Annotated in this window: 23 protein-coding genes and 1 riboswitch; of the genes, 15 read left to right on the top strand and 8 right to left on the bottom strand. The window is 37.8% G+C overall.

What is annotated here, in order from left to right; translation table 11 throughout:
* Window positions 1-106 precede the first annotated feature (106 nt).
* The 4 genes from ACY45D_RS10150 to ACY45D_RS10135 all read right to left on the bottom strand — a co-directional run bounded on the left by ACY45D_RS10150 (window position 107) and on the right by ACY45D_RS10135 (window position 3,831).
* Window positions 107-334: a hexameric tyrosine-coordinated heme protein gene (locus ACY45D_RS10150; protein ID WP_463106637.1), complete on the bottom strand. Its 228-nt coding sequence runs from the start codon at window positions 332-334 to the stop codon at window positions 107-109.
* A 274-nt stretch (window positions 335-608) separates the two neighbouring features.
* On the bottom strand, window positions 609-1,907 hold the full coding sequence (locus tag ACY45D_RS10145; protein ID WP_463106636.1) for an MFS transporter: 1,299 nt from the start codon (window positions 1,905-1,907) through the stop codon (window positions 609-611).
* A 452-nt stretch (window positions 1,908-2,359) separates the two neighbouring features.
* Complete coding sequence (locus ACY45D_RS10140; RefSeq protein ID WP_463106635.1) at window positions 2,360-3,271, bottom strand: alpha/beta fold hydrolase; 912 nt, start codon at window positions 3,269-3,271, stop codon at window positions 2,360-2,362.
* A gap of 8 nt (window positions 3,272-3,279) precedes the next feature.
* The gene (locus ACY45D_RS10135) at window positions 3,280-3,831 is read right to left on the bottom strand and encodes a PadR family transcriptional regulator (protein WP_463106634.1); all 552 of its coding nucleotides are present in this window, start codon (window positions 3,829-3,831) and stop codon (window positions 3,280-3,282) included.
* A gap of 173 nt (window positions 3,832-4,004) precedes the next feature.
* Between ACY45D_RS10135 and ACY45D_RS10130 the strand changes: the two genes are divergently transcribed.
* The 3 genes from ACY45D_RS10130 to ACY45D_RS10120 all read left to right on the top strand — a co-directional run bounded on the left by ACY45D_RS10130 (window position 4,005) and on the right by ACY45D_RS10120 (window position 7,917).
* Entirely contained in the window at window positions 4,005-6,029 is a 2,025-nt protein-coding gene (locus tag ACY45D_RS10130; protein WP_463106633.1) for an oxidoreductase, read from the top strand.
* Between the two features lie 259 nt (window positions 6,030-6,288).
* The gene (locus ACY45D_RS10125; RefSeq protein WP_463106632.1) at window positions 6,289-6,696 is read left to right on the top strand and encodes a nuclear transport factor 2 family protein; all 408 of its coding nucleotides are present in this window, start codon (window positions 6,289-6,291) and stop codon (window positions 6,694-6,696) included.
* A 141-nt stretch (window positions 6,697-6,837) separates the two neighbouring features.
* Window positions 6,838-7,917 (top strand): YheT family hydrolase, encoded by a 1,080-nt coding sequence (locus ACY45D_RS10120; RefSeq protein ID WP_463106631.1) that lies wholly within the window; start codon window positions 6,838-6,840, stop codon window positions 7,915-7,917.
* An 82-nt stretch (window positions 7,918-7,999) separates the two neighbouring features.
* On the opposite strand, the gene ACY45D_RS10115 is transcribed toward ACY45D_RS10120, so the two are convergent.
* Window positions 8,000-8,443, bottom strand: a complete 444-nt coding sequence (locus tag ACY45D_RS10115; protein ID WP_463106630.1) for an internalin — start codon at window positions 8,441-8,443, stop codon at window positions 8,000-8,002.
* Between the two features lie 228 nt (window positions 8,444-8,671).
* Between ACY45D_RS10115 and ACY45D_RS10110 the strand changes: the two genes are divergently transcribed.
* The 8 genes from ACY45D_RS10110 (at window position 8,672) to ACY45D_RS10075 (ending at window position 18,008) form a co-directional block, all read left to right on the top strand.
* Window positions 8,672-10,312, top strand: coding sequence for a CTP synthase (locus ACY45D_RS10110; protein ID WP_463106629.1), 1,641 nt, complete (start codon window positions 8,672-8,674; stop codon window positions 10,310-10,312).
* Window positions 10,313-10,341: 29 nt separating this feature from the next.
* Window positions 10,342-11,199: a 3-deoxy-8-phosphooctulonate synthase gene (gene kdsA / locus ACY45D_RS10105; protein ID WP_010111703.1), complete on the top strand. Its 858-nt coding sequence runs from the start codon at window positions 10,342-10,344 to the stop codon at window positions 11,197-11,199.
* Between the two features lie 48 nt (window positions 11,200-11,247).
* Window positions 11,248-12,537 carry a phosphopyruvate hydratase gene (gene eno / locus ACY45D_RS10100; protein WP_010111701.1) on the top strand — a complete coding sequence of 430 codons (1,290 nt, stop codon included), beginning with the start codon at window positions 11,248-11,250 and terminating at the stop codon, window positions 12,535-12,537.
* A 15-nt stretch (window positions 12,538-12,552) separates the two neighbouring features.
* Window positions 12,553-12,939 carry a cell division protein FtsB gene (gene ftsB / locus ACY45D_RS10095; protein ID WP_463106628.1) on the top strand — a complete coding sequence of 129 codons (387 nt, stop codon included), beginning with the start codon at window positions 12,553-12,555 and terminating at the stop codon, window positions 12,937-12,939.
* Window positions 12,902-13,621: a 2-C-methyl-D-erythritol 4-phosphate cytidylyltransferase gene (gene ispD / locus ACY45D_RS10090; RefSeq protein WP_463106627.1), complete on the top strand. Its 720-nt coding sequence runs from the start codon at window positions 12,902-12,904 to the stop codon at window positions 13,619-13,621. The genes ftsB and ispD overlap by 38 nt, the downstream gene beginning before the upstream one ends.
* A gap of 100 nt (window positions 13,622-13,721) precedes the next feature.
* Window positions 13,722-14,858 carry a rod shape-determining protein RodA gene (rodA, locus tag ACY45D_RS10085; protein ID WP_463106626.1) on the top strand — a complete coding sequence of 379 codons (1,137 nt, stop codon included), beginning with the start codon at window positions 13,722-13,724 and terminating at the stop codon, window positions 14,856-14,858.
* A gap of 257 nt (window positions 14,859-15,115) precedes the next feature.
* Window positions 15,116-16,384 (top strand): D-amino acid dehydrogenase, encoded by a 1,269-nt coding sequence (locus ACY45D_RS10080; RefSeq protein WP_463106625.1) that lies wholly within the window; start codon window positions 15,116-15,118, stop codon window positions 16,382-16,384.
* A 116-nt stretch (window positions 16,385-16,500) separates the two neighbouring features.
* A riboswitch (glycine riboswitch) is annotated at window positions 16,501-16,589 on the top strand.
* Between the two features lie 174 nt (window positions 16,590-16,763).
* A complete protein-coding gene (locus ACY45D_RS10075) occupies window positions 16,764-18,008 on the top strand; it encodes a D-amino acid dehydrogenase (RefSeq protein WP_463106624.1) in 1,245 nt (414 codons plus the stop codon).
* 351 nt (window positions 18,009-18,359) lie between these two features.
* Here ACY45D_RS10075 and nfsB read toward each other — a convergent pair whose 3' ends face one another.
* From nfsB to ACY45D_RS10060, 3 genes are all read right to left on the bottom strand, one after another.
* Entirely contained in the window at window positions 18,360-19,013 is a 654-nt protein-coding gene (nfsB, locus tag ACY45D_RS10070) for an oxygen-insensitive NAD(P)H nitroreductase (protein ID WP_463106623.1), read from the bottom strand.
* A gap of 111 nt (window positions 19,014-19,124) precedes the next feature.
* Window positions 19,125-19,847: a UDP-2,3-diacylglucosamine diphosphatase gene (locus ACY45D_RS10065; RefSeq protein ID WP_463106622.1), complete on the bottom strand. Its 723-nt coding sequence runs from the start codon at window positions 19,845-19,847 to the stop codon at window positions 19,125-19,127.
* Window positions 19,848-19,952: 105 nt separating this feature from the next.
* Window positions 19,953-20,462, bottom strand: coding sequence for a peptidylprolyl isomerase (locus ACY45D_RS10060; RefSeq protein ID WP_463106621.1), 510 nt, complete (start codon window positions 20,460-20,462; stop codon window positions 19,953-19,955).
* 165 nt (window positions 20,463-20,627) lie between these two features.
* Here ACY45D_RS10060 and ACY45D_RS10055 point away from each other — a divergent pair, with 165 nt between their 5' ends.
* The 4 genes from ACY45D_RS10055 (at window position 20,628) to cobT (ending at window position 25,038) form a co-directional block, all read left to right on the top strand.
* Complete coding sequence (locus ACY45D_RS10055) at window positions 20,628-22,349, top strand: glutamine--tRNA ligase/YqeY domain fusion protein (protein WP_463106620.1); 1,722 nt, start codon at window positions 20,628-20,630, stop codon at window positions 22,347-22,349.
* A 444-nt stretch (window positions 22,350-22,793) separates the two neighbouring features.
* On the top strand, window positions 22,794-23,471 hold the full coding sequence (locus ACY45D_RS10050) for a 2'-5' RNA ligase family protein (RefSeq protein WP_463106619.1): 678 nt from the start codon (window positions 22,794-22,796) through the stop codon (window positions 23,469-23,471).
* Window positions 23,468-23,986: a bifunctional adenosylcobinamide kinase/adenosylcobinamide-phosphate guanylyltransferase gene (gene cobU / locus ACY45D_RS10045; RefSeq protein ID WP_463106618.1), complete on the top strand. Its 519-nt coding sequence runs from the start codon at window positions 23,468-23,470 to the stop codon at window positions 23,984-23,986. The genes ACY45D_RS10050 and cobU overlap by 4 nt, the downstream gene beginning before the upstream one ends.
* On the top strand, window positions 23,986-25,038 hold the full coding sequence (gene cobT / locus ACY45D_RS10040; RefSeq protein ID WP_463106617.1) for a nicotinate-nucleotide--dimethylbenzimidazole phosphoribosyltransferase: 1,053 nt from the start codon (window positions 23,986-23,988) through the stop codon (window positions 25,036-25,038). Before cobU ends, cobT begins: the two co-directional genes overlap by 1 nt.
* Window positions 25,039-25,067 lie beyond the last annotated feature (29 nt).

The following is a 25,067-nucleotide window of genomic DNA, read 5'->3' as shown; positions in this document are numbered from 1 at the left end:
TTTATTTAAGAAACAATAAATATTGAAAATTTGAATCATCAAGATATTGTGCTCCCTACATTGAGTAGGGAATATAGTTTATGCACTCACAATCGCGGTTTACTCTTTATTTCCAATAGTTATTTGCAGCTGCAATCGTTTGAAAATAAGTTGAGATAACTTGTGAAGAGGCGATCAGTGAATCGGCGTTGTTAGAATATTCAGGACGTAGTTTTTTAAGTACTTCTACATCGGGTTGCGTGGTTTTTACACTTCGACGGCTTAATGTGACGGCTAAATCGAAGCCTTCTTGTGGATTTGCTGTAATTAAAGTAGGTAGCCATAAATCGTTCATAGAATTTCCTTTTGTAGTGCTGTATATGAAATTAAAATATATAATAAATAGTGTTTTTATTATGACTAATAAATTGTTATTTTTATCATATTATTCGAGTGAAATTCACTTAAGCGCTGAGCAAAAACTAAACAGTTTTTCTCTCTAACTGAATAGCGTTCATGCAATCCTCATCAAAAATACTGAAGCTTAATATATCCAACCTAGATTTATATTCGATAAATAAAAAGATCTGCATAAGCAGACCTTTAGTGCATTTAGATCAGTATGAAAATTAATGATCGTGATGTAGATATTTAGGTTGTTTCGGCAGTTGCATACTACAGAACAAACAAATAATAAGCATAACTATCACATAAACAAAGAAAGTATTTTCATGTCCTAAGTCTTTCAGTTTTAAAGCTACAGCAGGTGCTGAACCACCAAATATTGCATTCCCCACAGCATAGGCAAAACCGACACCTAAAGCACGGATATAAGGCGGGAACATTTCTGCCTTAACCAACCCACTAATCGAGGTATAAAAACTCAACAAGAACATGAGAAATATCAATAACAAAGTCACAATAACAGCTGAGCCATGAAAATACGGCATTGCAATAACCATCACTGGATAGATAAAAATTGCACAAGTGATACTAAAAAGCATCATAGAAGCACGGCGTCCAATTCGGTCTGAAAGCATTCCAAACAAAGGCTGAGCACACATGAACACAAATAGTGCGATGGTCATCATATAACCCACAGTTTTATCGTCAAAACCTAAACTGGTGATGTAGGTTTTTGAATAAACCGTGATGATATAAAAACAAAGAGAACCCGCAGAGGTATAACCAACCACCAAAAGGAAGGTTTTCCAGTTGTGTTTAAATAACTCTTTTAAACTACCTGAACCTTCTTTTTGACCTTCATCCTCAGGTAGCGTTTCTTTCAAATGGCGACGAGCAAAGAAAGATAAAATAGCAACAACCCCACCTATAATAAATGGAATACGCCAACCACCGTCCATTAACTGCTCTTTGGACATAAATGCCAACATGATTACCCCGAGCGCACTTGCTAAAAGCTGCCCACCTGATAATGTCACATATTGAAAAGAAGCATAAAAACCACGCTGTCCTTTAAGTGCAACCTCACTCATATAGGTTGCTACAGTTCCATATTCACCACCCACAGAAAGTCCTTGCAATAAACGAACAGCAAGGAGCAAAAAGGGTGCGGCCATACCAACTTGCTCATAAGTTGGTAAGGCTGCAAAAAGAAATGAGCTGATTGCCATTAATGTGATAGAGATAATCATCGACTTTTTACGTCCATAAGTATCCCCAATCCATCCAAATAACCAACTACCCAAAGGTCGCATAAAGAAACTGGCAGCGAAAACGCCCCATACATAAATTGCCTTTGAGGAGTCACTCATGTCTGGAGCAGTTAAAGCATGTGTAAAATAAATCGCAAATGCGGCATAGATATAAAAATCAAACCACTCGACTAAATTCCCCGAAGCCGCGCCAACAATGGCCATGACGCGATCACGCTTTTCATGTGGCTGATAGCTATGTGTTTCACTCATACAATATCCTTATCATTGTGATCAATCTTGTGCGCTTTGAAAATAAAAGTGATTTTTCAAACTTTTTTTATTTTAGGATTAAATCGTTATGGCTTATTTATTTGGAACAAAAAGATACAGCTTAAAACATGTCTTTCTCAAAATTAATGCATATTTATTCTTGTATTTATTTTCATAGTGTGAGAATTATTTAAGTTTATTACTATTTTTTAATATATTTATTTTAGAAATTATTTAGGTGTATTGCTGAATATGAGTTTTGAATGAGCAAGTTTGCAAGCGAGTAGATGCGTGGCTGAATGATTTGTTTTATGAAACATGGAATTAAAAATAACACTTTGATTTTATTTCTATACGAGCTTGATTATAAGCCACCTTTAACTGATGGCTTTGTTTCTAATCAAAATTTGTTTTTATAGAACAGTAGAATAAACAAGCTTTATCGAGCTTATTTAAGTTACTTTCTTTAAAAATGCAGAAATTTCACGACCAAACTTAACTGGTTCAGTGATCAATGGCGTATGTCCTGATCGTTTGAAAATAATATTTTCTGCATGATTGATACTGTTTGAAATCTCGATTTGACCTGTCGCAGGGTACAAGGTCGATTTTTCACCAATGAAGAAAGTCGTTGGACAATTAAGCTTTGAAATGGCTTCACGATAATCTTCATCGTGATTTAAGTAATTATCGATATACCATGTGAGGTAATCTAAACGTTTGATTGGTAGTAAATATTTTTGTAATTGTTGATGTTTTAATGCCAAATTAAATATAAAAGGGCTGATTTTATTACTCCCTTGTAATTTAATAAAATTTGCCCACATTTGAACCAATTCAGTTCTAGGCGCAGCAGGTAAATCATCGACAAAACGGTACATTGAATATTGATGTAGAAAAACCGAAAAATCTTCAAGTAAACGTCTAAACTTAAAGTACTTATTCCCAAATAGCCCAAACTCCCATGTATCGTCAGTCGGAATTTTTGGTGTTTGGTCAATGTGCAAATACGCTTTTAATTTTTCTTGTAAATTTCCATATTGCATGCCATGCATGGCTGTGGTTGCCCCCATGGAATAAGCCATGAGAATAAAGTCTTTTAGCTTGATTTGTGTAATTAGGCTTTCTACATCACGCCAATGATTTTGAATCGCATCGAGATCATGTGGAATTTTACAATGACTCGATCCACCAAAGCCACGCCAATCTGGAATGTGAAATTTATAGTGATTTATATTGGGTAATAAAAAGGGAAGCCATTGCCAACTTTGCATACCTAAGCCTGAAAGTACGAGGACAGGTTCACCTTGACCAATTTCACGTACAAACAAAAGCTCACCATCAGGCATTGTATAATGTGGCATAGCGTTCCTTATATATTTTCTTGATTTTCAAATGTTTTAAGTTGTGGAATGACTTGATTGAGCCAATTGATCCAACCATTTTCTAAGTCTATTCCCAATTGTAAAATCATTTTATGAATATATAAAGTACGGTCTTGGTCATCTGTATGTGCAAAATCTTTGGCAAATATTTGTTGATAAAGCTTTAAATTTTCACGATGCAATTCTAAATGCCGCTCTAATTCTGGTAATACAGAATTACCACCGAGTTGAGCTTCTACACGTAAACGCACCATAATTTCTTCACGTAGTTGTGCAGGTTGTCCTTGCTTGACCAGCCATTCTGTTAGTTCAATACGCCCAAGTTGTTCAACTTGATAGGTTTTTTTACGTCCAGTATCTGCTTGATCTTCTAAAGTCGAAATCCAACCCTTTTTTTGCATCCCGTTGAGTTCACGATAAATCTGTTGATGTGTTGCATTCCAAAAGAAGCCCATCGAACGATCAAAACGACGCGCCAGTTCAAAACCTGTACTGGGTTTTTCAATCAAACTTGTCAATAAAACATGGGCTAATGACATTTCGGTAATATTTCGCAAATAAAATGGATGTAGAGTCATTATGCAACATGTTGCATAAAAATCAAATCTCGATTATAAATATAAAAACTATGCAACTTGTTGCATTAAATTAATCCGTTAAATTTTGTATTAAATGCACATACCAGCCAGCGAAAGCACGCCAAGGAGTATATATGTCTAATTACCCGCATTTACTTGCGCCTTTAGATTTGGGCTTTACCACACTTAAAAACCGTGTATTGATGGGTTCAATGCATGTTGGTCTAGAGGAAGTTCCAGGTGGTTATGATCGTATGGCTGCATTTTATGCAGAACGTGCTGCTGGTGGTGTTGGGCTGATCGTTACTGGTGGTATTTCACCCAATGATCATGGTGTGACTTTTCATGGTGGTTCTAAGTTAGATACTTTGGAAGAAGCTGAAAAACATAAAGTCATTACCCAAGCAGTACACGATGCAGGTGGTAAAATTGCTTTACAGATTTTACATACAGGTCGTTATTCTTATCAGGCTGAAAACGTTGCACCTTCTGCAATTCAAGCACCGATTAACCCAGTAAAACCACATGCTCTAACTTCTGCTGAAGTGAATCAAACCATTGCTGACTTTGCTAATTGCGCAAAATTATCGCAAATCGCGGGTTATGATGGCGTTGAAATTATGGGTTCAGAAGGTTATTTGATCAATGAATTCATTGCAGCACGTACCAACCATCGTGATGATGAATGGGGCGGAAGTTATGAAAAGCGTATTCGTTTCCCGATCGAAATCGTAAGACGTACCCGTGAAGAAGTCGGTGAAAACTTCATTATTATCTATCGTCTTTCAATGTTGGATTTGGTTGAAGGGGGTTCTACTTTAGAAGAAGTCATTCAACTTGCTAAAGAAATTGAAAAGGCTGGTGCAACCATTATCAATACAGGTATTGGTTGGCATGAAGCGCGTATTCCAACCATTGCGACTAAAGTGCCTCGTGCTGCATTTACATGGGTTACTAAAAAATTAAAAGGTTCTGTGAATGTTCCTTTAATCACTTCAAATCGTATCAATACCCCTGAAATGGCTGAACATGTTTTAGCACAAGGCGATGCAGATATGATTTCGATGGCACGCCCAATGCTTGCAGATTCACAATTTGTTTTGAAAGCTGAACAAGGTCGTGCAGATGAAATTAATACCTGTATCGGCTGCAACCAAGCGTGTTTAGATCATATTTTCTCAATGACAATTGCAACATGTTTGGTGAATCCACGTGCATGTTACGAAACTGAGCTTATTTTCAAAGAATCAACAGTCGCTAAAAATATTGCTGTAATCGGCGCAGGCCCTGCAGGTTTAAGCTTTGCAACTTATGCGGCTGATCGTGGTCATAACGTCACCATTTTTGAAGCATCGAATCAAATTGGTGGTCAGTTCAATATTGCGAAAACGATTCCAGGTAAAGAAGAGTTTTATGAAACTTTACGTTATTTCAAACGCAAAATTGAATTACAACCGAAAATTAAATTAGTCCTCAACCATACTGCAACTTATGAAGAATTAAGTGCTGAAAACTTTGATGATGTTGTGGTTGCAACAGGTGTCACACCACGTCATTTGGATATTGAAGGGATTGATCATCCTAAAGTATTGACTTATATCGAAGTGTTACGTGAGCGTAAACCAGTTGGTAAGAAAGTTGCGGTGATTGGTGCAGGCGGTATTGGTTTTGATACGGCTGAATATTTATCTCACGAAGGTGAAAGCGGTAGTTTGAATCCTCAAAAATTCTATGATGAATGGGGCATTGACACGTCTTATGCACATGTGGGCGGTTTGAAACAACCTGAAGTTGAACAGTCTCCACGTGAAATTTACCTCTTACAGCGTAAAACTTCGTCAGTTGGCGCAGGCTTAGGAAAAACAACGGGTTGGATTCATCGTACAGGTTTAAAACATCGTCATGTCAATATGATTCCGGGTGCGAGCTACGACAAAATTGATGATCAAGGTTTGCATATCACTGTAGGTGATAAATCTATGATTCTTGATGTTGATAATGTGGTGATTTGTGCAGGGCAAGAGCCTTACACCGCAATGTTTGATCAATTAAAAGCTGATGGTAAATCTGTGCATTTGATTGGTGGTGCGAAAGAAGCGGGTGAATTGGATGCTAAACGTGCAATTCGCCAAGGTGCTGATTTAGCAGCAGTGATTTAATTTTATTTGCCAAGACAATTCGCTTTGAAAATTTAATGGGTTTCCTCTCCTTGTAGGAGAGGGTTAGGGAGAGGTTTTTTTAGATAATAATCCCCCTAACCCCCTTTAAAAAAGGAGGAGTACCTAGAATTAAATGATGAGTTGAGATACAAATTTCCTCTCATCCTCTTGCGGAACTATATTCTTCATCCCTGAAGGATAAGGAGCATTCATTGCGTTAATCTTGGTGTGAATATTTTGATTCAATAAGGATATAAAAATGAGCTACATCAATACAAAAACTTCACTCGAAAAATGGCACACGATGATAGAAAGCCGTGATATGAATATTCTCAATGAGTTACTGGCAGACGAAGTGGTATTCCGTTCACCTGTGGCTTATAACGCATATGAAGGCAAACAAGTGGTATTTTTTATTTTAAGCAATGTGATTCAGATTTTTGAAAATTTCACGTATCACCGTGAGTTTTATACAGAAGATCAGCAAAGTGTGGTACTTGAGTTTTCTGCCAATGTTGGTGAAAAGAAATTAAAAGGGATTGATATGATCCGTTTTAATGAGCAAGGTAAAATCGTTGATTTTGAAGTGATGTTACGTCCAAAAAGTGGCTTGGAAGCTTTGGCAGCACAAATGGGACAACGTATGGCTGCATTTATACCTAAATAATTATTTTGATTGAAAAAAGTTTCTCATGGTGAATATTGATCATGAGAAACTTGCTGCGTATTTCATTGTTGTAAATACAAAGTAATAATAAAATTGTTGTTATTGAATCATTTTTAAATGTATTGAATAGAGAGTTATAGCATGTCAATCATCAATAAATTCACTCAGTTTGCACAATCTGTATTGGATCAGGTGACTGGTGCTGAACTGCCTAAAATGTACTATGACCAAAAAGGGCAATTTAAAGATTTGGTAGATAAACTCCCTCAATTACAACAGAAATACCGACCTACACCGTGGTTAAGTAATCAGCATATTCATTTAATTTATTTTGATGTGATTAAGAAGAAAACAATCAAGCTGAAATATGACCGTATTGAACAACTGACGATGCAAGATGGTGGTGTTACTGCAATTGCATGGTATGGTTATGATTTACCAAAAGAAACACCAACAATTGTGGTGATGCATACCATTACAGGGACTCCTGAAAGTATGCGTGAGTTGGTCAAAGATCTACATGAATATACAGGTTGGAGAATTGCGCTGTGTTTACGCCGTGGACATGCAGGTTTGCCTATGCCTGTTCCACAAATGTCGATTTTTGGATCAACGTCGGACTTAAAAGAACAATTAACTCATATTCAACAAGTATTCCCGCAATCTAAGCTCTATGCTGTTGGTTCATCTGCTGGTACGGGTTTATTGGTACGATATTTGGGTGAGCAGGGTTTAGATACGCCTTTTGAAGCTGCTTTTGCAATGTGTCCAGGCTATAATACGCAAACTGGGTTTGAAAATGTACATCCTTTTTATAGTAAAATGATGACACAAAAGTTATTCAAAGCCTTTGTTTATCCTTATAAAAACACATGGAATGCTGTTGCTTCAGTTGAAAAAGTACTGACAACCAAGACCTTACAAGAATTTCAAACTGCATATTATGAAATGGCAGGTTTTACTGATTATCAAAGTTATGACCAAGCCATTAATCCAGTTTATGTATTTGAAAATGTGAAGATTCCTTTATTAATTTTAAATGCGGAAGATGACCCTGTATGCTCAATTAAGAATTTAGAACCTTATAAAGACATTATTCAACAGATGGATAATATTATGGTTGTGACGACCAGGAAGGGAAGCCATTGCGGTTTTTATGAAGGTTTGAATAGTAAATCGTGGGCATCTAAACTGATTGCCGATTTTTTAAAGCAGTATTAATTTGTAATTCAATCATCAACCTGATGAGTAACCCAATAAAAAACCAGTCAATCATGACTGGTTTTTTATGAAAAATTTAAAATTAATTTTTCAAAGCAGGTGTCGCAGCAGCGATCGCAGCAGCAACAGCATCATCTTCCGATTGTGCAGTGCCAGCTGTTGCTTTAGGCGCAGCTTGGCTTGTTTCTACTTTTACAGATTCAGCTTTAGCAGGCTTAGATTCTTCAGCAGGTTTGGTTTCAGTTGCTTGATTTTGAGTTGTCGCATGTGCTTCGTGCGTTTCACGACGAATTTCAGTGGTCGTGTTTTCAGTTTGTGTACGCTCAATTTCAACTTGTGAAGGTGCTTCAGCCTGTTGAGTATTATTTTGTTCAGCACTTGGTAGGTTTTCGAACTGTGCAGGCTCAGATGTTGCAGTTTGAGTGGTCTCAACTTGCTCATCTTCTTTAGGCGCTTCTTTTTTTACACAAGCAGATACAAGTAGTACAGTCGCGATTGCACCACAAATTAAAAGTTTCTTATTCATAATTACTCAAAACAATACATATTAGAGAGATAGTAGCAGTATAACAGCAAAATGATATTTGAAAATCATCTTATCAAGAGCTAAATTTTTATTGGAAATGCTGATAGAATAGTCAATTGTTTATTGTTCTATGAATTGATGCGAATTGACTTTGCTTTCTTGGTACAGAGTAAAGTAAAATCGCACAACATTGTAGGCCAATTTAGGCTCCATTGTACGAGAAACTTAATGACCCATTTTATATTCGTAACTGGTGGTGTTGTATCATCACTAGGTAAAGGTATTTCAGCTGCTTCAGTTGCTGCACTTTTAGAAGCCCGTGGTTTAAAAGTAACCATGGTCAAAATGGATCCATACATTAATGTCGATCCTGGGACTATGAGCCCATTCCAGCACGGTGAAGTTTTTGTCACAGAGGATGGTGCCGAAACTGACTTAGACTTGGGTTATTACGAACGTTTCTTACGTCGTGCAAAAATGACCAAACTGAATAACTTTACTTCAGGTCGTGTTTACCAAGACGTTTTAAATAAAGAACGCCGTGGTGACTACCTTGGCGGTACAGTACAAGTTATTCCACATATTACCGACAATATTAAAGAACGAGTTCTTCGTGCAGGTGAAGGCTATGACGTTGCTATTGTCGAAATTGGCGGAACTGTTGGTGATATCGAATCGCTTCCATTCATGGAATCTGTACGTCAGTTAATGGTTGAGCTTGGTCATAAACGTACCATGCTGATGCATTTGACTTTGCTTCCTTATATCAAGTCTGCGGCGGAACTTAAAACCAAACCGACACAACATTCTGTAAAAGAATTATTGTCGATTGGTATTCAGCCAGACATTTTGATTTGCCGTACTGAACACGATGTTGATGCAGATACGACACGTAAAATTGCATTATTCACAAACGTTGAAGCTCGCGCTGTTGTGGTATGTAAAGATGCACGTTCGATTTACCAAATTCCACGCACATTCTATGAACAAAATGTTGACGATTTAATCTGTGAACGTTTTGGCTATGATGGTTTACCTGAAGCTGATCTTTCAGATTGGGATCACGTTGTAGAAGCATTGTTAAACCCTGAATATACTGTACGTGTTGCGATGGTGGGTAAATATGTTGAATTACCAGATGCCTATAAGTCTGTAAATGAAGCACTTTTACATGCAGGGATTCAAAACCGCGTTAAAGTTCAAATTGAATATGTCAATGCTGAAGAGCTTGAAACTCAAAATGTCGCTGAAGTATTAAAAGATATGGATGCGATTTTAGTTCCAGGTGGTTTTGGTGAGCGTGGTACTGAAGGCAAAATGAAGGCGATTCAGTTTGCTCGTGAAAATGGTGTGCCATTCCTTGGTATTTGTTTAGGTATGCAATTGGCTGTGATTGAATTTGCACGTCATGTTGCGGGTATGCCTGAAGCAACATCAACTGAATTTAATCGTTCTACGAAGTTCCCATTGATTGGTTTAATCACTGAGTGGTTAGATGAGCGTGGTGAAATTCAACACCGTAGCACTGAGTCAAATCTTGGTGGAACGATGCGTTTAGGTGCGCAAACATCTGAATTGGTTGAAGGCACGAAGACGCGTGAAGTTTATGCGAAAGCTGAAATCACAGAACGCCATCGTCATCGCTATGAAATGAATGATCGTTTCATTCCTGCAATTGAACAAGCAGGCATGAAAATTTCAGGCTACTCTGCGGTACAACACCTTGTTGAAACAGTAGAAATTCCTGAACATCCTTGGTTTATTGCTGTACAATTCCACCCAGAATTTACAAGTTCACCACGTGATGGGCATCCATTATTTGCTAGCTTTATCGACGCTGCAAAAAAACAGCATCAAAATAGTAAATAAGTGTGTAGCAACATAACTAGGAAGTTTAAATGTCACAATTAAAACCACAAGAAATTGTACGTTTAGGCGATATACAAATGGCAAATCATTTGCCATTTGTATTATTCGGCGGAATGAACGTACTCGAGTCTAAAGATTTAGCTTTTGAAATTGCTGAAACTTATGTCGATATCTGTAAACGCTTAGATATCCCATATGTGTTTAAAGCAAGTTTTGATAAAGCCAATCGTTCAAGTTTGCATTCATTCCGTGGTCCAGGCTTGGAAAAAGGAATTGAGTGGTTAGCTGACATTAAGAAACATTTCAATGTACCGATCATTACTGATGTACATGAACCTTACCAAGCTGCACCTGTTGCAGAAGTTGCGGATATTATTCAACTTCCTGCATTTCTAAGTCGCCAGACTGACCTTGTTGAAGCAATGGCAAAAACACAAGCCATTATTAACATCAAAAAAGCACAATTTTTAGCACCGCATGAAATGCGTCATATTCTGAACAAGTGTTTAGAAGCTGGAAATGACAAACTGATTCTTTGTGAGCGTGGTTCTGCATTTGGTTACAACAACTTGGTTGTTGATATGCTAGGCTTCGACACCATGAAAGAAATGAATGTCCCTGTGTTCTTTGATGTGACGCATGCGTTGCAAACACCGGGCGGTCGTGCTGATTCAGCAGGCGGTCGTCGTGCTCAAATCACAACTTTGGCACGTGCAGGTATGGCAACAGGTTTAGCGGGTCTATTCTTGGAAGGTCATCCTGATCCTGAAAAAGCCAAATGTGATGGACCATGCGCTTTGCGTATGTCACAACTTGAACCATTCTTGGCGCAAATAAAAGAATTGGACACCTTGGTGAAAGGGTTCAAAAAATTAGATACACATTGATGCCTTTTTAGTAAGGCATCTTATTTTTAATCAACTGAGGAATTATTCATGAGCCAAATCGTTGACATTCGTGCACGTGAAATTTTGGACTCTCGTGGTAACCCAACCATCGAAGCTGACGTAATCCTAGACTCTGGCGTTGTTGGCCGTGCATGTGCACCATCTGGTGCTTCAACTGGTTCTCGTGAAGCTTTAGAACTTCGTGATGGCGATAAAGCACGTTACTTAGGTAAAGGTGTTCGCACTGCAGTTCAAAACGTAAATGGTCAAATCAAAGACTTATTAAAAGGTCAAAACGTATTTGAACAAAAAGCGCTTGATGACAAAATGATCGCGCTTGATGGTACTGAAAATAAAGAAAAATTAGGTGCGAATGCGACTTTGGCTGTTTCTTTGGCTGCTGCACGCGCTGCTGCAACTGAAAAGAAAACTGAATTATTCCAATATATCGCTGACTTACGTGGTCAAACAACATTAACTATGCCTGTGCCAATGATGAACATCATCAACGGTGGTTCACATGCAGACAATAATGTTGATATTCAAGAATTTATGATTGAGCCAGTAGGCTTTACATCATTTGCAGAAGCGTTACGTGCGGGTGCTGAAATCTTCCATTCTCTAAAATCAGTTTTAAACAAAAAAGGTTTAAATACTGCTGTAGGTGATGAAGGTGGTTTTGCGCCGAACTTACGTTCAAACGAAGAAGCGATTACTGTTATTCTTGAAGCAATTGACAAAACTGGCTATAAAGCAGGTTCTGACATCATGCTTGCACTTGATTGCGCATCTTCAGAATTCTACAAGAATGGTCAATATATTCTTGCAGGTGAAGGTAACAAAGCATTCACAAGCAACCAATTTTCTGATTATTTAGCTGGTCTAGTTAATCAATATCCAATTATTTCAATCGAAGATGGTTTAGATGAGTCTGATTGGGAAGGTTGGTCTTATTTAACATCTATCCTTGGCGATAAAATCCAATTGGTGGGGGATGATTTATTCGTAACCAATCCTAAGATTTTACAACGTGGTATTGATGAGAAAGTTGGTAACTCGATCTTAATCAAATATAACCAAATCGGTACTTTGACTGAAACTCTAGATGCAATCTATCTTGCTAAAGCAAATGGTTACTCTACTGTAATTTCACATCGTTCAGGTGAAACTGAAGATTCTACGATTGCTGATTTAGCAGTAGGTACAGCTGCAGGTCAAATTAAGACGGGTTCACTATGCCGTTCTGACCGTGTTGCAAAATATAACCAATTACTTCGTATTGAAGAATTGACTCATGCAGCTTATCGCGGTAAAGCTGAATTCAAAGGTTTAAATTAATTCTTTGAATGACTCATGTTAGAAGTATTTAAAACAACTTCAAGTAAAGTGATCTTAGTGATTGCGATATTGATTATCGCAATCCTACAGTATCGCTTCTGGTTTGGTGAGGGTGGTTATTTCCCTCATCAAGCTTTAGTTCAGCAAATTCAGCAACAAACTGAAGTAAACACTGACCTAAAAGAAAGAAACCGTATTCTCGCTGCGGAAGTGTATGATTTAAAAAATGGTGCTGAAGCCATTGAAGAACATGCACGTTTAGACCTCGGTCTAGTGAAGCCACACGAAACATTTGTACAAATGAGTACCATCAGTACCCATTACAAACCGATTTATATAGATCCAAATGCAGATTTAAGAACCAATGAAGACCAAGACGACCCTGCACCAGACCAACCGTAAAATATGGGCAATTATTCCTGCTGCTGGTACAGGGAGTCGTTTTTCTAAAACACAACTTAAACAATATCAAATCATTGAGAATAAAACAGTATTAGAACATACCATTGACCGACTGAATCAATTGCCATTAGCAGGTTATATTTTAGCGGTTGGTGAACAAGATGATTTTGCGCAAACACTCAATTTAAGCCATAAAGAAATTGCTCACTTTTGCAAAGGCGGTGCGGAACGGGTTGATTCGGTTTTAAATGCCTTAAATTATCTTTCACATATTGCAGATCCTCAAGATATCGTTTTTGTACATGATGCAGCTCGACCATGCGTGACAACTGCATGTTTGGTCGATTTACTGAATACTGCAATTGAGCAAGATGTCAGTGCAATATTGGCGATACCTGTACGCGATACATTAAAATTTGTAGTAACTGAACATCAGATTGATAAAACCGTGAGTCGTGACCAATTATGGCAAGCTCAGACACCACAAGTGTCAACACTTGCAAAACTCAAATCTGCAATTGAACATGCTTTAGCGAATGATATTGTCATTACAGATGAAGCCAGTGCGCTTGAGTACATCAATGAACCTGTACAAGTGGTGATGGGGCGTTCTGATAATATAAAAATAACCTATCCAGACGATCTTGAATTAGCAAAATTGATTTTACAGTCACAGCAATGAAAATAGGGTAAAATCAAAATTATTGTTGGTGGATAGATTTTCTTACTTAAAATTTATCTTATCGTTTTATCTTGAATAAGCATGTCTACAGATCTTTTCCATGACGCCATCACCCCAGTATAAGTTTTTACGCCAATCTGTTCGAGATGGTATAAGCATTAATCAAAATGTATCTAGATGGGACAAATTACATTTAGATCCTTGGTTGCTTGGTTTTCTATTGATCAATACCGTTCTTGGTTTATTGATGGTTTATAGTGCATCGTCAGAAGATGTATCTATGGTGATACGTCAAGGAATCAGCTTCGGTGTGGGATTTGTACTGTTATTTATTTGTGCGCAAATTCCTCCTAAAGTTTATCAGGCAATCAGCCCATGGTTTTATCTATTCGCCATTTTATTACTGATTTTGGTGTTACTGGTTGGTGATGTACGTTTAGGTGCTAAGCGTTGGTTAACTGTTCCAGGCATTGGCAGTATGCAGCCGAGTGAGTTTATGAAGTTTGCTATGCCATTGATGATGGCTTGGTACTTTGCTCGTAATCCATTACCACCCAAGTTTAGACATATTGTTGTTGCTGTGATCATCATGCTCGTGCCTTTTGTATTGGCATTATTACAACCCGATTTAGCGATTGGTATTATCATTGGCGGCGTGTTTGCACTGTTTTTAAGTGGAATGTCTTGGACGCTGATTATTGGAACTTTAGCTGCTTTGGCACTCGCATTTCCAGTGATTTGGACTTTTGTTCTTCAGACATATCAGAAGAAGCGTATTTTGACTTTATTTGATCCTGAGTCGGATGCATTAGGTGCAGGTTGGAATATTATCCAGTCAAAAATTGCCATAGGTTCAGGTGGGATTACTGGTCGTGGTTTCTTGGAAGGAACACAATCGCAATTGGGTTATTTACCTGAGCATCATACTGACTTTATTATGTCGACCTATGCTGAAGAGTTTGGTTTTATTGGTGTTTTCTTCTTATTTGTACTTTATGCAGCGATGATTTTTAGATGCTTAATGATCAGTTTGAATTGCTTTCATAACTATGGTCGCTTATTGGCAGGGACCATTGGATTATCTTTATTTTTCTATGTCTTTGTAAATTCGGGGATGGTCAGCGGTATTTTACCTGTAACAGGTGATCCTTTGCCTTTAATGAGCTATGGCGGAACCGCGGTTATTGCGTTATTGGCCAGTTTCGGCATTGTGATGTCGATCCATACACATCGTTAATTTAAAATATTATTAATTTAAAAGATTAAAGTATAAGTATTGCACTTTAAGGATATTGAGGCAGTTTAATATCCTTAATTTTTTCTAAAATTAAAATTACATATAATCATAATTCTTGATCATGTTTGACACTTCATCACTAAATCTTTATTGCGAAAAAGATGAAAAGTGCTAAATTTAAACAATGATAAATATATTTATCATTAGTTATAAATTTTTATTATAAGACGAATGATTCGTTTAAGGATCGGTTTATTATGCATATAGTCGTTCTTGGTGCAGGTGTCATAGGTACAACGTCAGCATATTATTTAAAACAAGCAGGACATGAAGTCACAGTCATTGATCGTCAGCCAAATGTCGCATTAGAAACCAGTTTTGCCAATGCTGGGCAAATTTCCCCCGGTTATGCTTCTCCTTGGGCTGCTCCCGGTATTCCTTTAAAAGCCTTTAAATGGATGTTTCAACCGCATTCACCCCTTGCCATTAAACTCACAGGCGATATGTTTCAATATCAGTGGATGGTACGCATGTTGGCTGAGTGTAATATCGATCGCTATCAGATCAATAAAGAACGTATGGTTCGGATTTCTGAATATAGTCGTGATTGTTTAGATGAATTACGTGCTGAAACAGGGATTCATTTTGATGAACGTCAATTGGGCACATTGCAATTATTTAGGAAGCAAGAGCAATTAGATGTCGCAGGTAAAGATACCGAAGTTTTAAAGCATGAAGGTGTCCCATTTGAGTTATTGGATAAGCAGGGTGTAATCAAAGCCGAGCCTGCACTTGCACATGCTACGGTAGATTTTGTTGGTGGCTTACGTCTTCCCAATGATCAGACAGGAGACTGTCAAAAATTTACCACTGAGCTTGCTGAATTGGCGGCAAAGCAGGGTGTAAATTTCTTATTTAATGCAACTATAGAATCTATTGAAAAAAATGCAGACCAAATTACTGCCATTCAATTAAAAGATGGTACAAAAATAAAAGGTGATGCTTATGTGATTGCATTGGGTAGTTATAGCCATGAAATATTAAAACAGTTAGGAATAGATGCACCTGTTTATCCATTGAAAGGTTATTCAATTACCACAAAAATTATTGATCCAGAATTATCACCTGTTTCAACGATTCTCGATGAAACCTATAAAATCGCCTTAACCCGTTTTGATGATCGTATTCGTGTTGGGGGAATGGCTGAAATTAATGGTTTTGATCGCTCTCTAAAATCCAGCCGTGAAAATACCTTATTGATGGTTTTGCAGCAATTGTTCCCCAATGCCAGTGATATTTCAGAGGCACATTTTTGGACAGGTTTGCGACCTGCAACGCCTGATGGTACACCGATAGTGGGTAAAACCAAGTATCAAAATCTTTATACCAATACTGGACATGGAACACTGGGTTGGACGATGTCATGCGGTTCTGCAAAATTGCTCTCGGACATTATCTCGCATAAAAAACCGCAAATTGAATATGATGATTTGAATGTATTTAGATATGCTTCAGTGAATCACTAAATAGCCTATTTCCATTAAAAAAGAGGATGAGTTCAAGCCAATTTACTTACACAAGTCTACGAATATCTATTGTATTTGTTTCTGAAAATGGCATATAAGTTGCTTTACTATAATTAAATATTATTGCAGGAGAGAAGTCTCTTGTAGGCTCGCCGAAGGAGCAACGACCCCGGAAACTCTCAGGCAAAAGGACTGTAATAATTTTTAAAATCTGGAGAGAAGCCATTCTATTGTAAAAATAAGCAAATGGCTCACCGAAGGGGATGGTAAAACTTGAATGGTTTAAGTTTTATCGAAGCTCTCAGGTACACATGACAGATGGGGCATGCTTGAAATAATGCATTTAAAAAAAATATTGCATTTTCAAAGGAGTGTGCGTATGTGTCATATTGTTGTGATCGGCTCAGGGATTACAGGTGTAACATCAGCTTATGAGCTTGCTCAATTGGGCTATCAAGTTACGGTGATCGATAAACATCTTTTCCCTGCGATGGAAACCTCGTTTGCCAATGGCGGTCAGCTATCGGCATGCAATGCTGAGGTTTGGAATCAAAAATCAACAGTATTAAAAGGCATTAAGTGGATGGCGCGTAAAGATGCGCCATTATTGCTCAATCCATCTTTTGACTTGCACAAATATGCATGGTTGGCTGAATTTTTAGGCAATATCAAACATTATGAATCTAACACACAAGATACAGTAAAAATGGCACTGTTGGCTCGTCAGCGCTTATTTAATATCGCTGAACAAGAAGGTATTCATTTTGATTTAGAAAAACGAGGCATTTTGCATTTTTATCATACTGAACAAGACTATGAGGTGGCGACTCGGGTCAATGGCCTACTGTGTAAAGGTGGTTTGGAACGTCATGCAGTTACTCCTGAAGAGATTCAAAGTATTGAGCCAAGCTTAAAAGGTGAATATTACGGTGGATTTTATTGTCCAGGTGATGCAACAGGTGATATTCATAAATTCACTACGGGTTTAGCCAAAGCGACTGAAAAATATGGTGTGAAATATATTTTTGGCATGGAAGTGGTTAATGTTGAACACACAGCTCAAGGAGTGAATATTCAATATCATCCAAGTGGTGAGCATAGAGATGGTCAGTCAAAAGTCATTGAACAGTTGAGTGCAGATGCGGTTGTGGTTTGTGGTGGTGTGGGAAGCTATCATTTGGCCAATCAATTGGGTGATCGTGTCAATGTTTATCCAGTAAAGGGGTATTCAATTACTGTGCAATTGGATGATGAAAAGAGTATTAATGGCGCACCTTGGGTTAGTTTGCTTGATGAAAGTGCCAAAATTGTGACTTCTCGTTTGGGTGCAAATCGTTTACGTATCGCAGGAACGGCTGAATTTAATGGTTATAACCGTGATATTCGTTCTGATCGTATTCAACCTTTGACCGATTGGGTGAATAAAAACTTTGATATTTCAACGGAGCATTGTATACCGTGGGCTGGCTTAAGACCGATGATGCCAAATATGATGCCAGTGGTAAAGCGTGGTAAGCGTGAACGGGTATTTTATAATACGGGGCATGGGCATTTGGGATGGACATTGTCTGCTGCAACAGCGGTGATGATTAGCCAAGAAATTGCGAGAAGTCATCCTGTTTAAAGATTGATCGTTTTTACTATTCATAAAAAATAGATATAAATATAAGTGGTTTTCACAACCTTATTTTTCTGTGAAGATTTTAGATTGATTTGTATGGTCGATACTCTACTTTTCTCGGGCGAAAAGTAGCAAAAGCCCTCTGTTGTTCGGGAGGTACGTCCTGTACCTCCGAACAACGGCGGCATCCTTGCCGCCAAACGCGATAGCACACACGGTGTATTTAAAACTACAAAAACAAAAAAGTTTTTATAGTTTTATTTTTAGATACTTTTAGATACTAATGTGTAAATGGAGCATATCCCCATCCTCGAAAGCATTTCCAATTATCTGCATGAATATTGAATAGTGTAGTTAAAGCTTGGTAAAAATTTCTTCTTTATTTAAGCGAGATTTAGGGAGTTTGGCATTAAAGTCAGATTCACTGCGATAACCTAAAGTGAGAATGACAGAAGGAATTAAACCTTTTTCTGTTAAGCCTAACTCTTCAGTGATAATTTGTTCATCAAAACCACCAATGGGTGTGGCATCAACACCTTCAATGCCTGCCGCCAAGAGCATTTGGCCTAACGCAATAAAGGTTTGGTTTTCAGCCCAACGTTGGATATCGCCTTTTTCATTACGATAATAATCAACATAACCTGTACGACTATCTTTTTGACCTTGTTTGGCTTTTTCATCTTTAAAACGACCACTTAAATCATCTTGATTCAATAAGCTAGCAAGATGATCTTCGGTAATGTCAGCTTTGGTACAAAATAAAATTGTATGAGAAGAATCCAATACTTTAGCTGCATTATAGCTATATTTACCAACCAAGGCTTTTGCAATACGTTGTTTAGCAGCTTGATGGTCTGCAATAAAATAGTGCCAAGGTTGAATGTTGATAGAAGAGGGCGCTAAACGTAGGATTTCAAGTAGGCGTTCAAACTGTTGTTGCGGAATTTTCTGAGTTGCATCATACGCTTTGGTGGTATAACGCGTTTTTGAAATGCTTAATACATCCATGAGTTAATCTCATATATCGTAAAATTTCGATATATTATATTCTCAATTTTAATTTTTTAAATCTTTTAAAGCGAAATTAATGTGAAAAAATCACTATTTTTTTAAGCAGAACTACGCTGCGATAATCCATTTGAATAATTCCCAATCACCATTTTGATTGACTTCTAGTAGTATGGCTTCAGATGTTTTTTCACGCCAATCACCTAAAACGATTCGAGGTTTACCATTCACATCATGGATTTGTGGACGATGGGTGTGTCCATGAATCAGTACATCAACGTTATGTAGAGCTTGTTCAACAGCTTGTTGATTTACATCCATGATTTCATAGGATTTATTTTGCTGCGATTCACGGCTTTTTTTACGGAAACCATTGGCAAGTTTTTGTCTAAAACCAAGTGGAGTACTTTTTAAAAGTCCCAAAACAATCGGATTCCGAATAATTTTTTTAAATCGTTGGTAGGAAATATCATCGGTGCATAAAGCATCGCCATGTTCAAGGCGGAATGTTTTATTGCCAATATGAATTGTGTGAATATCTGGAAGGAATACGCCATTAAACTGATTTAAGAATTTTTGACCTAAAGCAAAGTCACGATTACCCACTTGAAAGTAAATATGGTTTCCAACATCTGTAAATTGTTTTAATTGGTGAATAATTTCATCTAACCATGGGGCAGTGTAGTCATCGCCAATCCATGCATTGAACCAATCGCCTAAAATATAGAGTTGGGTATTTTTATTTTGATAGTGTTGTAATAAATCTAAAAACCCCCGAACGAGTCGAGGGTGATCAGGTGACAAATGTAAATCAGCGATAAACAGATAGGTCACTTATTTTCCTATTTAATAATCCCTCCTGAGGAACAACGTTCCGCAAGTCCCTTTTTAAAAGGGAGGAAAGTCCCTCTTTTATAAAGAGGGATTTAGGGAGATTAATTATTCCGAAATGATTTTCGCAGATTCGATTACAACATTTTCTAAAGGAACATCTGCATGATAACCACGGTTACCAGTACGTACGCCTTTGATCGCTTCAACGATGTCTAAACCTTCTGTAACTTTACCAAATACTGCATAACCCCAACCTTGAGCTGTTTTACCCGTATGGTTAAGGAAAGAGTTGTTTTTTACGTTGATGAAGAATTGAGCAGATGCAGAGTGAGGCGCTTGAGTACGAGCCATTGCAATCGTACCTTTATCGTTACTTAAACCGTTGTCAGCTTCGTTTTCGATTGAATCACGAGTCGCTTTTTCTTTGAAGTTTTCGTCCATGCCGCCGCCTTGGATCATAAAACCATCAATAACACGGTGGAAGATTACGCCATCATAAAAACCATCACGAACATACTCTAAGAAGTTAGCGACTGTTTTAGGCGCTTTTTCAGCATTAAGTTCAAGAACGATACGTCCTTTGTTGGTGTTTAATTCGACTTGAGGAAAACTCATTCTATAATCTCCTAATCATGACAAAAAGCCATGGGTTTTTGGTTGAGAGAAGCATAAGCAAACTGTAAACTACATAGCAAGCAAAAACGCTATTTTCTTTGTTAATATTTCCAGAAAAGCGTTTTTATTTATCTTATTTTAACTTTTAAAAGTGATTTATCAACTATGAAGCCAAATGATGTTGTTTCAGAACTGCCAAAGAACCCGACAACCAGTACTACACCTGTCGATGCTGTGCAGCAAGAACAACAGGCAGGCTTGGACTTTGTACGTCAAGTTATTACTGACGATTTAGAAGCAGGACGTACACAAACTGTTGTTACACGTTTCCCACCTGAACCAAATGGCTATTTGCATATTGGTCATGTTAAGGCAATTTGCTTAAACTTTGGGATTGCAGAAGAATTTGAAGGTTTATGTAATCTACGTTTCGACGATACAAATCCTGATGCCGAAGAACAAGAATATGTCGATGGTATTGCCAATGATGTGAAATGGTTAGGTTTTGACTGGAATGGCGAACCTCGTTATGCATCAAGCTATTTCGATCAGTTACACACTTGGGCAATTCAATTGATTAAACAAGGTGATGCTTATGTCGATTTGCAGTCACCAGAAGAAATTCGATTAAATCGTGGTAACTTCGTAGAACCGGGTAAAAACTCTCCATACCGTGATGCTTCAATCGAAGAAAATCTTGCTCGTTTTGAACAAATGAACAATGGCGAATTAGGCGAAGGGCAAGCGGTTTTACGTGCCAAAATTGATATGACATCGCCAAATGTGCATATGCGTGATCCAATTTTGTATCGTGTACTTCATTCTGAACATCACCAAACAGGTGACAAATGGAAGATGTACCCAATGTATGACTATGCTCATCCATTGTCTGATGCAATTGAAGGGATTACCCATTCACTCTGTACTTTAGAATTCCAAGATCACCGTCCATTCTACGACTGGATTGTTGAGAAAGTACATTCTAAAGCTGTGCCACGTCAGTATGAATCTAGCCGTTTAAATGTGGATTACACCATTACCTCTAAGCGTAAATTGCGCAAATTGGTTGAAGGTAATCATGTCAATGGTTGGGATGACCCTCGTATGCCAACAGTGGTTGGTATGCGTCGTCGTGGTTTTACGCCTGAAGGTTTACGTGATTTCTGTAAGCGTGTAGGCGTTTCAAAGACCGATGGTATTGTGGATGTTGCAATGCTTGAGTTCTGTATTCGTCAATCGCTTGAAAATACAGCAGCACGTGGCATGGCTGTGCTTAATCCATTAAAAGTGACGTTGACCAATCTTCCTGAAGATATGGATTTAACCCATGCACGTCATCCAAATGTAGACATGGGTGATCGTGTTATTCCTTTAACATCTGAAATTTACATCGATCGTAAAGACTTTGAAGAAGTCCCACCGAAAGGCTTTAAACGCTTAGTTCCAGAAGGTGAAGTACGTTTACGTCATGCTTATGTGATCAAGTGTGATGAAGTGATTAAAGATGCAAATGGTGGAGTGATTGAGTTGAAATGTTCAATCGACCCTGAAACTTTAGGTAAAAACCCTGAAGGTCGTAAAGTCAAAGGCGTGATTCATTGGGTTTCTGCAACAAAGGGTATCCCTGCGGAAGTTCGTATTTATGATCGTTTATTTACCGAAGAAGCACCTGATGCGGATGATGATTTCCTTGCAAATTTAAATCCTGAATCTTTAAAAGTTCTACAAGCGGTTATTGAGCCTGCTTTGGCTCAAGCTCAACCTGAAGATCGTTTCCAATTTGAACGTGAAGGTTATTTTGTTGCAGATCAGTATGATCATACAGCGGAAAAACCAGTGTTTAACCGTATCTTAGATTTAAAAGATAGTTTTAAACCAGGTAAATAATTCGTTGTTTTAAAATGAAAATTTCATCAAAGTAGAGCTGAACTGAATTTAAATCTCAGGCAGTTTTATGAAACGTAGGATTGAGCTCTATATTGAACTGAGCTCAATCCTTTTATTTTGAGCCTGTGTTGATTATTCAATATTGTAAAAACATCATTATAAAAAATAGTGACCTTGGTTTAGCGATTTAATTTGATCTATTCGCTATTTTTTGCATCGTAAAATACCAACACATCCTCACCACTATACTGGCTGAGAACCTTCTTAAATATGATTTTGCATTCGTAAGGCAAATTTGTATTTAGATGAAAAGTTATTTTTAAGTCATTTAAGAAACCAAATGAACAATATTCATCTCTAACTGAATAGCGTTCATGCAATATCACAGCAAAACATAGCCATTACATGCTTTAATAACAGCATAAATCTAAATGTATTTTTAATGTGTTTTTACAAGCTCATCAACTCACCATTCCGACTAAAGCACGTGATTATCCTGAATGGCACAAAGGGAGAGAGGACTATGCGTTATGGTACATAGAAATAGAGCAACCTGAACTTATTGCATATTTAAATCAGTTGAGACAACAATTCTCCAATTATTTGCTGCAACCCAATATACGTCAGTTTCATATCACTTTATGGATTTGTGGTTTCCTAAAACAAGATTACATGCAATGGAATGATGATTTCTTACAAGACCAGTTTCAGCAACAATTAGCACGATTAGAAAGTACACATTTTAAAACGTTTAAACTCAGCACAGGGCAAATCAAAAGTTTTGAGAGTGCGTTATTTATTGAAATATTAGATGTAGAAAATAGCCTAAGTAAAATAAGAAACCTATTCTCTAGAAGTCATCCTAATAGTCATCAGGAAATTGCGGCACTGGAATATTGCCCACATATTACTTTAGGTTTATATCAAGCTGAATTTAAAGCTGAACAAATATTCAATACTATTGCAGCATTGCAACAAAAAACTTTTGAAATTTCAATTGATCATCTTACTTTTGGTTTTTATAAAGCTAAAATTTTACAAGGTGAGCTTTATCCTTTGCATCAGCATAAATTTGATCAACATAGCGTTAAGCGGGCTTTATTTCAGGAGCAAAATCGATGATGCAGTTAATATTGGGTGGCGCACGATCTGGAAAAAGTCGTTTGGCAGAGCAGACAGCCATTCAGTCAGCCAAAACTGTTATTTATATTGCGACAGCGCAAGCTTATGACGATGAAATGCGTCAACGAATTACACACCATCAATCACAACGTCCTAATAAATGGAAAGTCATAGAAGAACCTCTATTTTTAGCAGCGTGTTTGCAAAAGAATGATGCAGCGGGGCAAGTGATTTTGGTTGACTGTTTAACACTATGGATGAGTAATTTACTTATGCATACAGACCCTGACATGCAAATAGAACAATGTCAGAAGTTATTGGCACTGCTTCCTCAATTACAATCTGAGATTATTTTGGTGAGTAATGAAACAGGTTTAGGTGTTATTCCAATGGGTGAAATTACCCGTAAATTTGTCGATGAATCAGGGCGTTTGCATCAGCAGTTAGGACAAATTGTAGATAAAGTGGTGTTTTGTGTAGCTGGGTTTCCAATGATTTTAAAAGGAGAGAAATAATGAAGTGGTGGTTAGATGTATGCAAAGTTCCAAATGCAGAGGTCAAAAAGCAAGCCCAAGAACGTCAATTACAACTGACTAAACCCACAGGTTCTCTTTCAGTGTTGGAAAATGTAGCGGTGCAATTAGCTGCATTACAGAATAATCCTCAACCCAATGTGGATACCCCTTGGATTACAATCTTTGCAGGTGATCATGGTGTTATGGAGGAAAAGATTTCTGCGTATCCCCAAGCTGTGACGCGTCAAATGCTACAAAACTTTGCGACAGGTGGTGCATGTATTAGTGTGATTGCTAAGGAATATGCTGCAACCTTACAGGTGATTGATTGTGGTTCTGTCGGTGAGATTTATGAATATGCAGGTGTTGAGCGATATTGTATAGCGCAAGGTACAGCAAACTTTGCCAAGCAAGCGGCGATGACCGAAGAACAATGCATTCAAGCGATGAATTTAGGCTGTAAAAGTGTAGAAAAAGCCATTGCTCATGGCACATCAATTTATATCGCAGGGGAAATGGGGATAGGCAATACCTGTTCAGCTTCAGCGTTATCTTGTTTATTACTGGGTGAATCAGCAGAACAATTAACAGGCGTTGGTACAGGGATTGATGCAATACAACTACAGCATAAAAAGGATGTGATTCAACAAGCGATACAATTGCATCAGCATGAGGTTGCTGCTGATCCATTTAAAATACTCTGTGCCGTTGGTGGTTTAGAAATTGCTGCAATGACGGGTGCTTATATTCGTTGTGCGCAACTGGGTTTAGCTGTTGTTATCGATGGTTTTATTAGTACTGTTTCAGCTTTAATTGCTGTTCGTTTAAATCCAGAAGTATGCCAATGGATGCTATTTGGACATCAATCAGCTGAGTATGGTCATCGTCGTTTATTGGAGGAATTGGATGCAGATCCGTTATTAAAATTAAACTTACGACTCGGTGAAGGCAGTGGCGCAGGGGCAGCATTGGGTATTATCAAACTGGCATGTAGTTTACACAATAACATGGCGACTTTTGCTGAAGCGGCTGTCACGGGTGAAAAGGTTTAATTAAATTGGATGGCTGGCAAGTGACAACC

The organism is Acinetobacter sp. BZX-2 (assembly GCF_055179795.1).
The sequence above is the reverse complement of the archived record's forward strand: the minus strand, read 5'-3'. Positions and strand labels throughout refer to the sequence as shown.

Coding starts and splice junctions, on each gene's coding strand:
- ACY45D_RS10150 (WP_463106637.1), bottom strand. CDS start 334: ATGAACGATTTATGGCTACCTACTTTAATTACAGCAAATCCACAAGAA.
- kdsA (WP_010111703.1), top strand. CDS start 10,342: ATGTCACAATTAAAACCACAAGAAATTGTACGTTTAGGCGATATACAA.
- ACY45D_RS10125 (WP_463106632.1), top strand. CDS start 6,289: ATGAGCTACATCAATACAAAAACTTCACTCGAAAAATGGCACACGATG.
- rodA (WP_463106626.1), top strand. CDS start 13,722: ATGACGCCATCACCCCAGTATAAGTTTTTACGCCAATCTGTTCGAGAT.
- eno (WP_010111701.1), top strand. CDS start 11,248: ATGAGCCAAATCGTTGACATTCGTGCACGTGAAATTTTGGACTCTCGT.
- ACY45D_RS10145 (WP_463106636.1), bottom strand. CDS start 1,907: ATGAGTGAAACACATAGCTATCAGCCACATGAAAAGCGTGATCGCGTC.
- ACY45D_RS10130 (WP_463106633.1), top strand. CDS start 4,005: ATGTCTAATTACCCGCATTTACTTGCGCCTTTAGATTTGGGCTTTACC.
- ACY45D_RS10055 (WP_463106620.1), top strand. CDS start 20,628: ATGAAGCCAAATGATGTTGTTTCAGAACTGCCAAAGAACCCGACAACC.
- ACY45D_RS10135 (WP_463106634.1), bottom strand. CDS start 3,831: ATGTCATTAGCCCATGTTTTATTGACAAGTTTGATTGAAAAACCCAGT.
- ACY45D_RS10140 (WP_463106635.1), bottom strand. CDS start 3,271: ATGCCACATTATACAATGCCTGATGGTGAGCTTTTGTTTGTACGTGAA.
- ACY45D_RS10110 (WP_463106629.1), top strand. CDS start 8,672: ATGACCCATTTTATATTCGTAACTGGTGGTGTTGTATCATCACTAGGT.
- ispD (WP_463106627.1), top strand. CDS start 12,902: ATGAAGACCAAGACGACCCTGCACCAGACCAACCGTAAAATATGGGCA.
- ACY45D_RS10075 (WP_463106624.1), top strand. CDS start 16,764: ATGTGTCATATTGTTGTGATCGGCTCAGGGATTACAGGTGTAACATCA.
- ACY45D_RS10060 (WP_463106621.1), bottom strand. CDS start 20,462: ATGAGTTTTCCTCAAGTCGAATTAAACACCAACAAAGGACGTATCGTT.
- ACY45D_RS10120 (WP_463106631.1), top strand. CDS start 6,838: ATGTCAATCATCAATAAATTCACTCAGTTTGCACAATCTGTATTGGAT.
- ACY45D_RS10080 (WP_463106625.1), top strand. CDS start 15,116: ATGCATATAGTCGTTCTTGGTGCAGGTGTCATAGGTACAACGTCAGCA.
- cobU (WP_463106618.1), top strand. CDS start 23,468: ATGATGCAGTTAATATTGGGTGGCGCACGATCTGGAAAAAGTCGTTTG.
- ftsB (WP_463106628.1), top strand. CDS start 12,553: ATGTTAGAAGTATTTAAAACAACTTCAAGTAAAGTGATCTTAGTGATT.
- cobT (WP_463106617.1), top strand. CDS start 23,986: ATGAAGTGGTGGTTAGATGTATGCAAAGTTCCAAATGCAGAGGTCAAA.
- ACY45D_RS10115 (WP_463106630.1), bottom strand. CDS start 8,443: ATGAATAAGAAACTTTTAATTTGTGGTGCAATCGCGACTGTACTACTT.
- nfsB (WP_463106623.1), bottom strand. CDS start 19,013: ATGGATGTATTAAGCATTTCAAAAACGCGTTATACCACCAAAGCGTAT.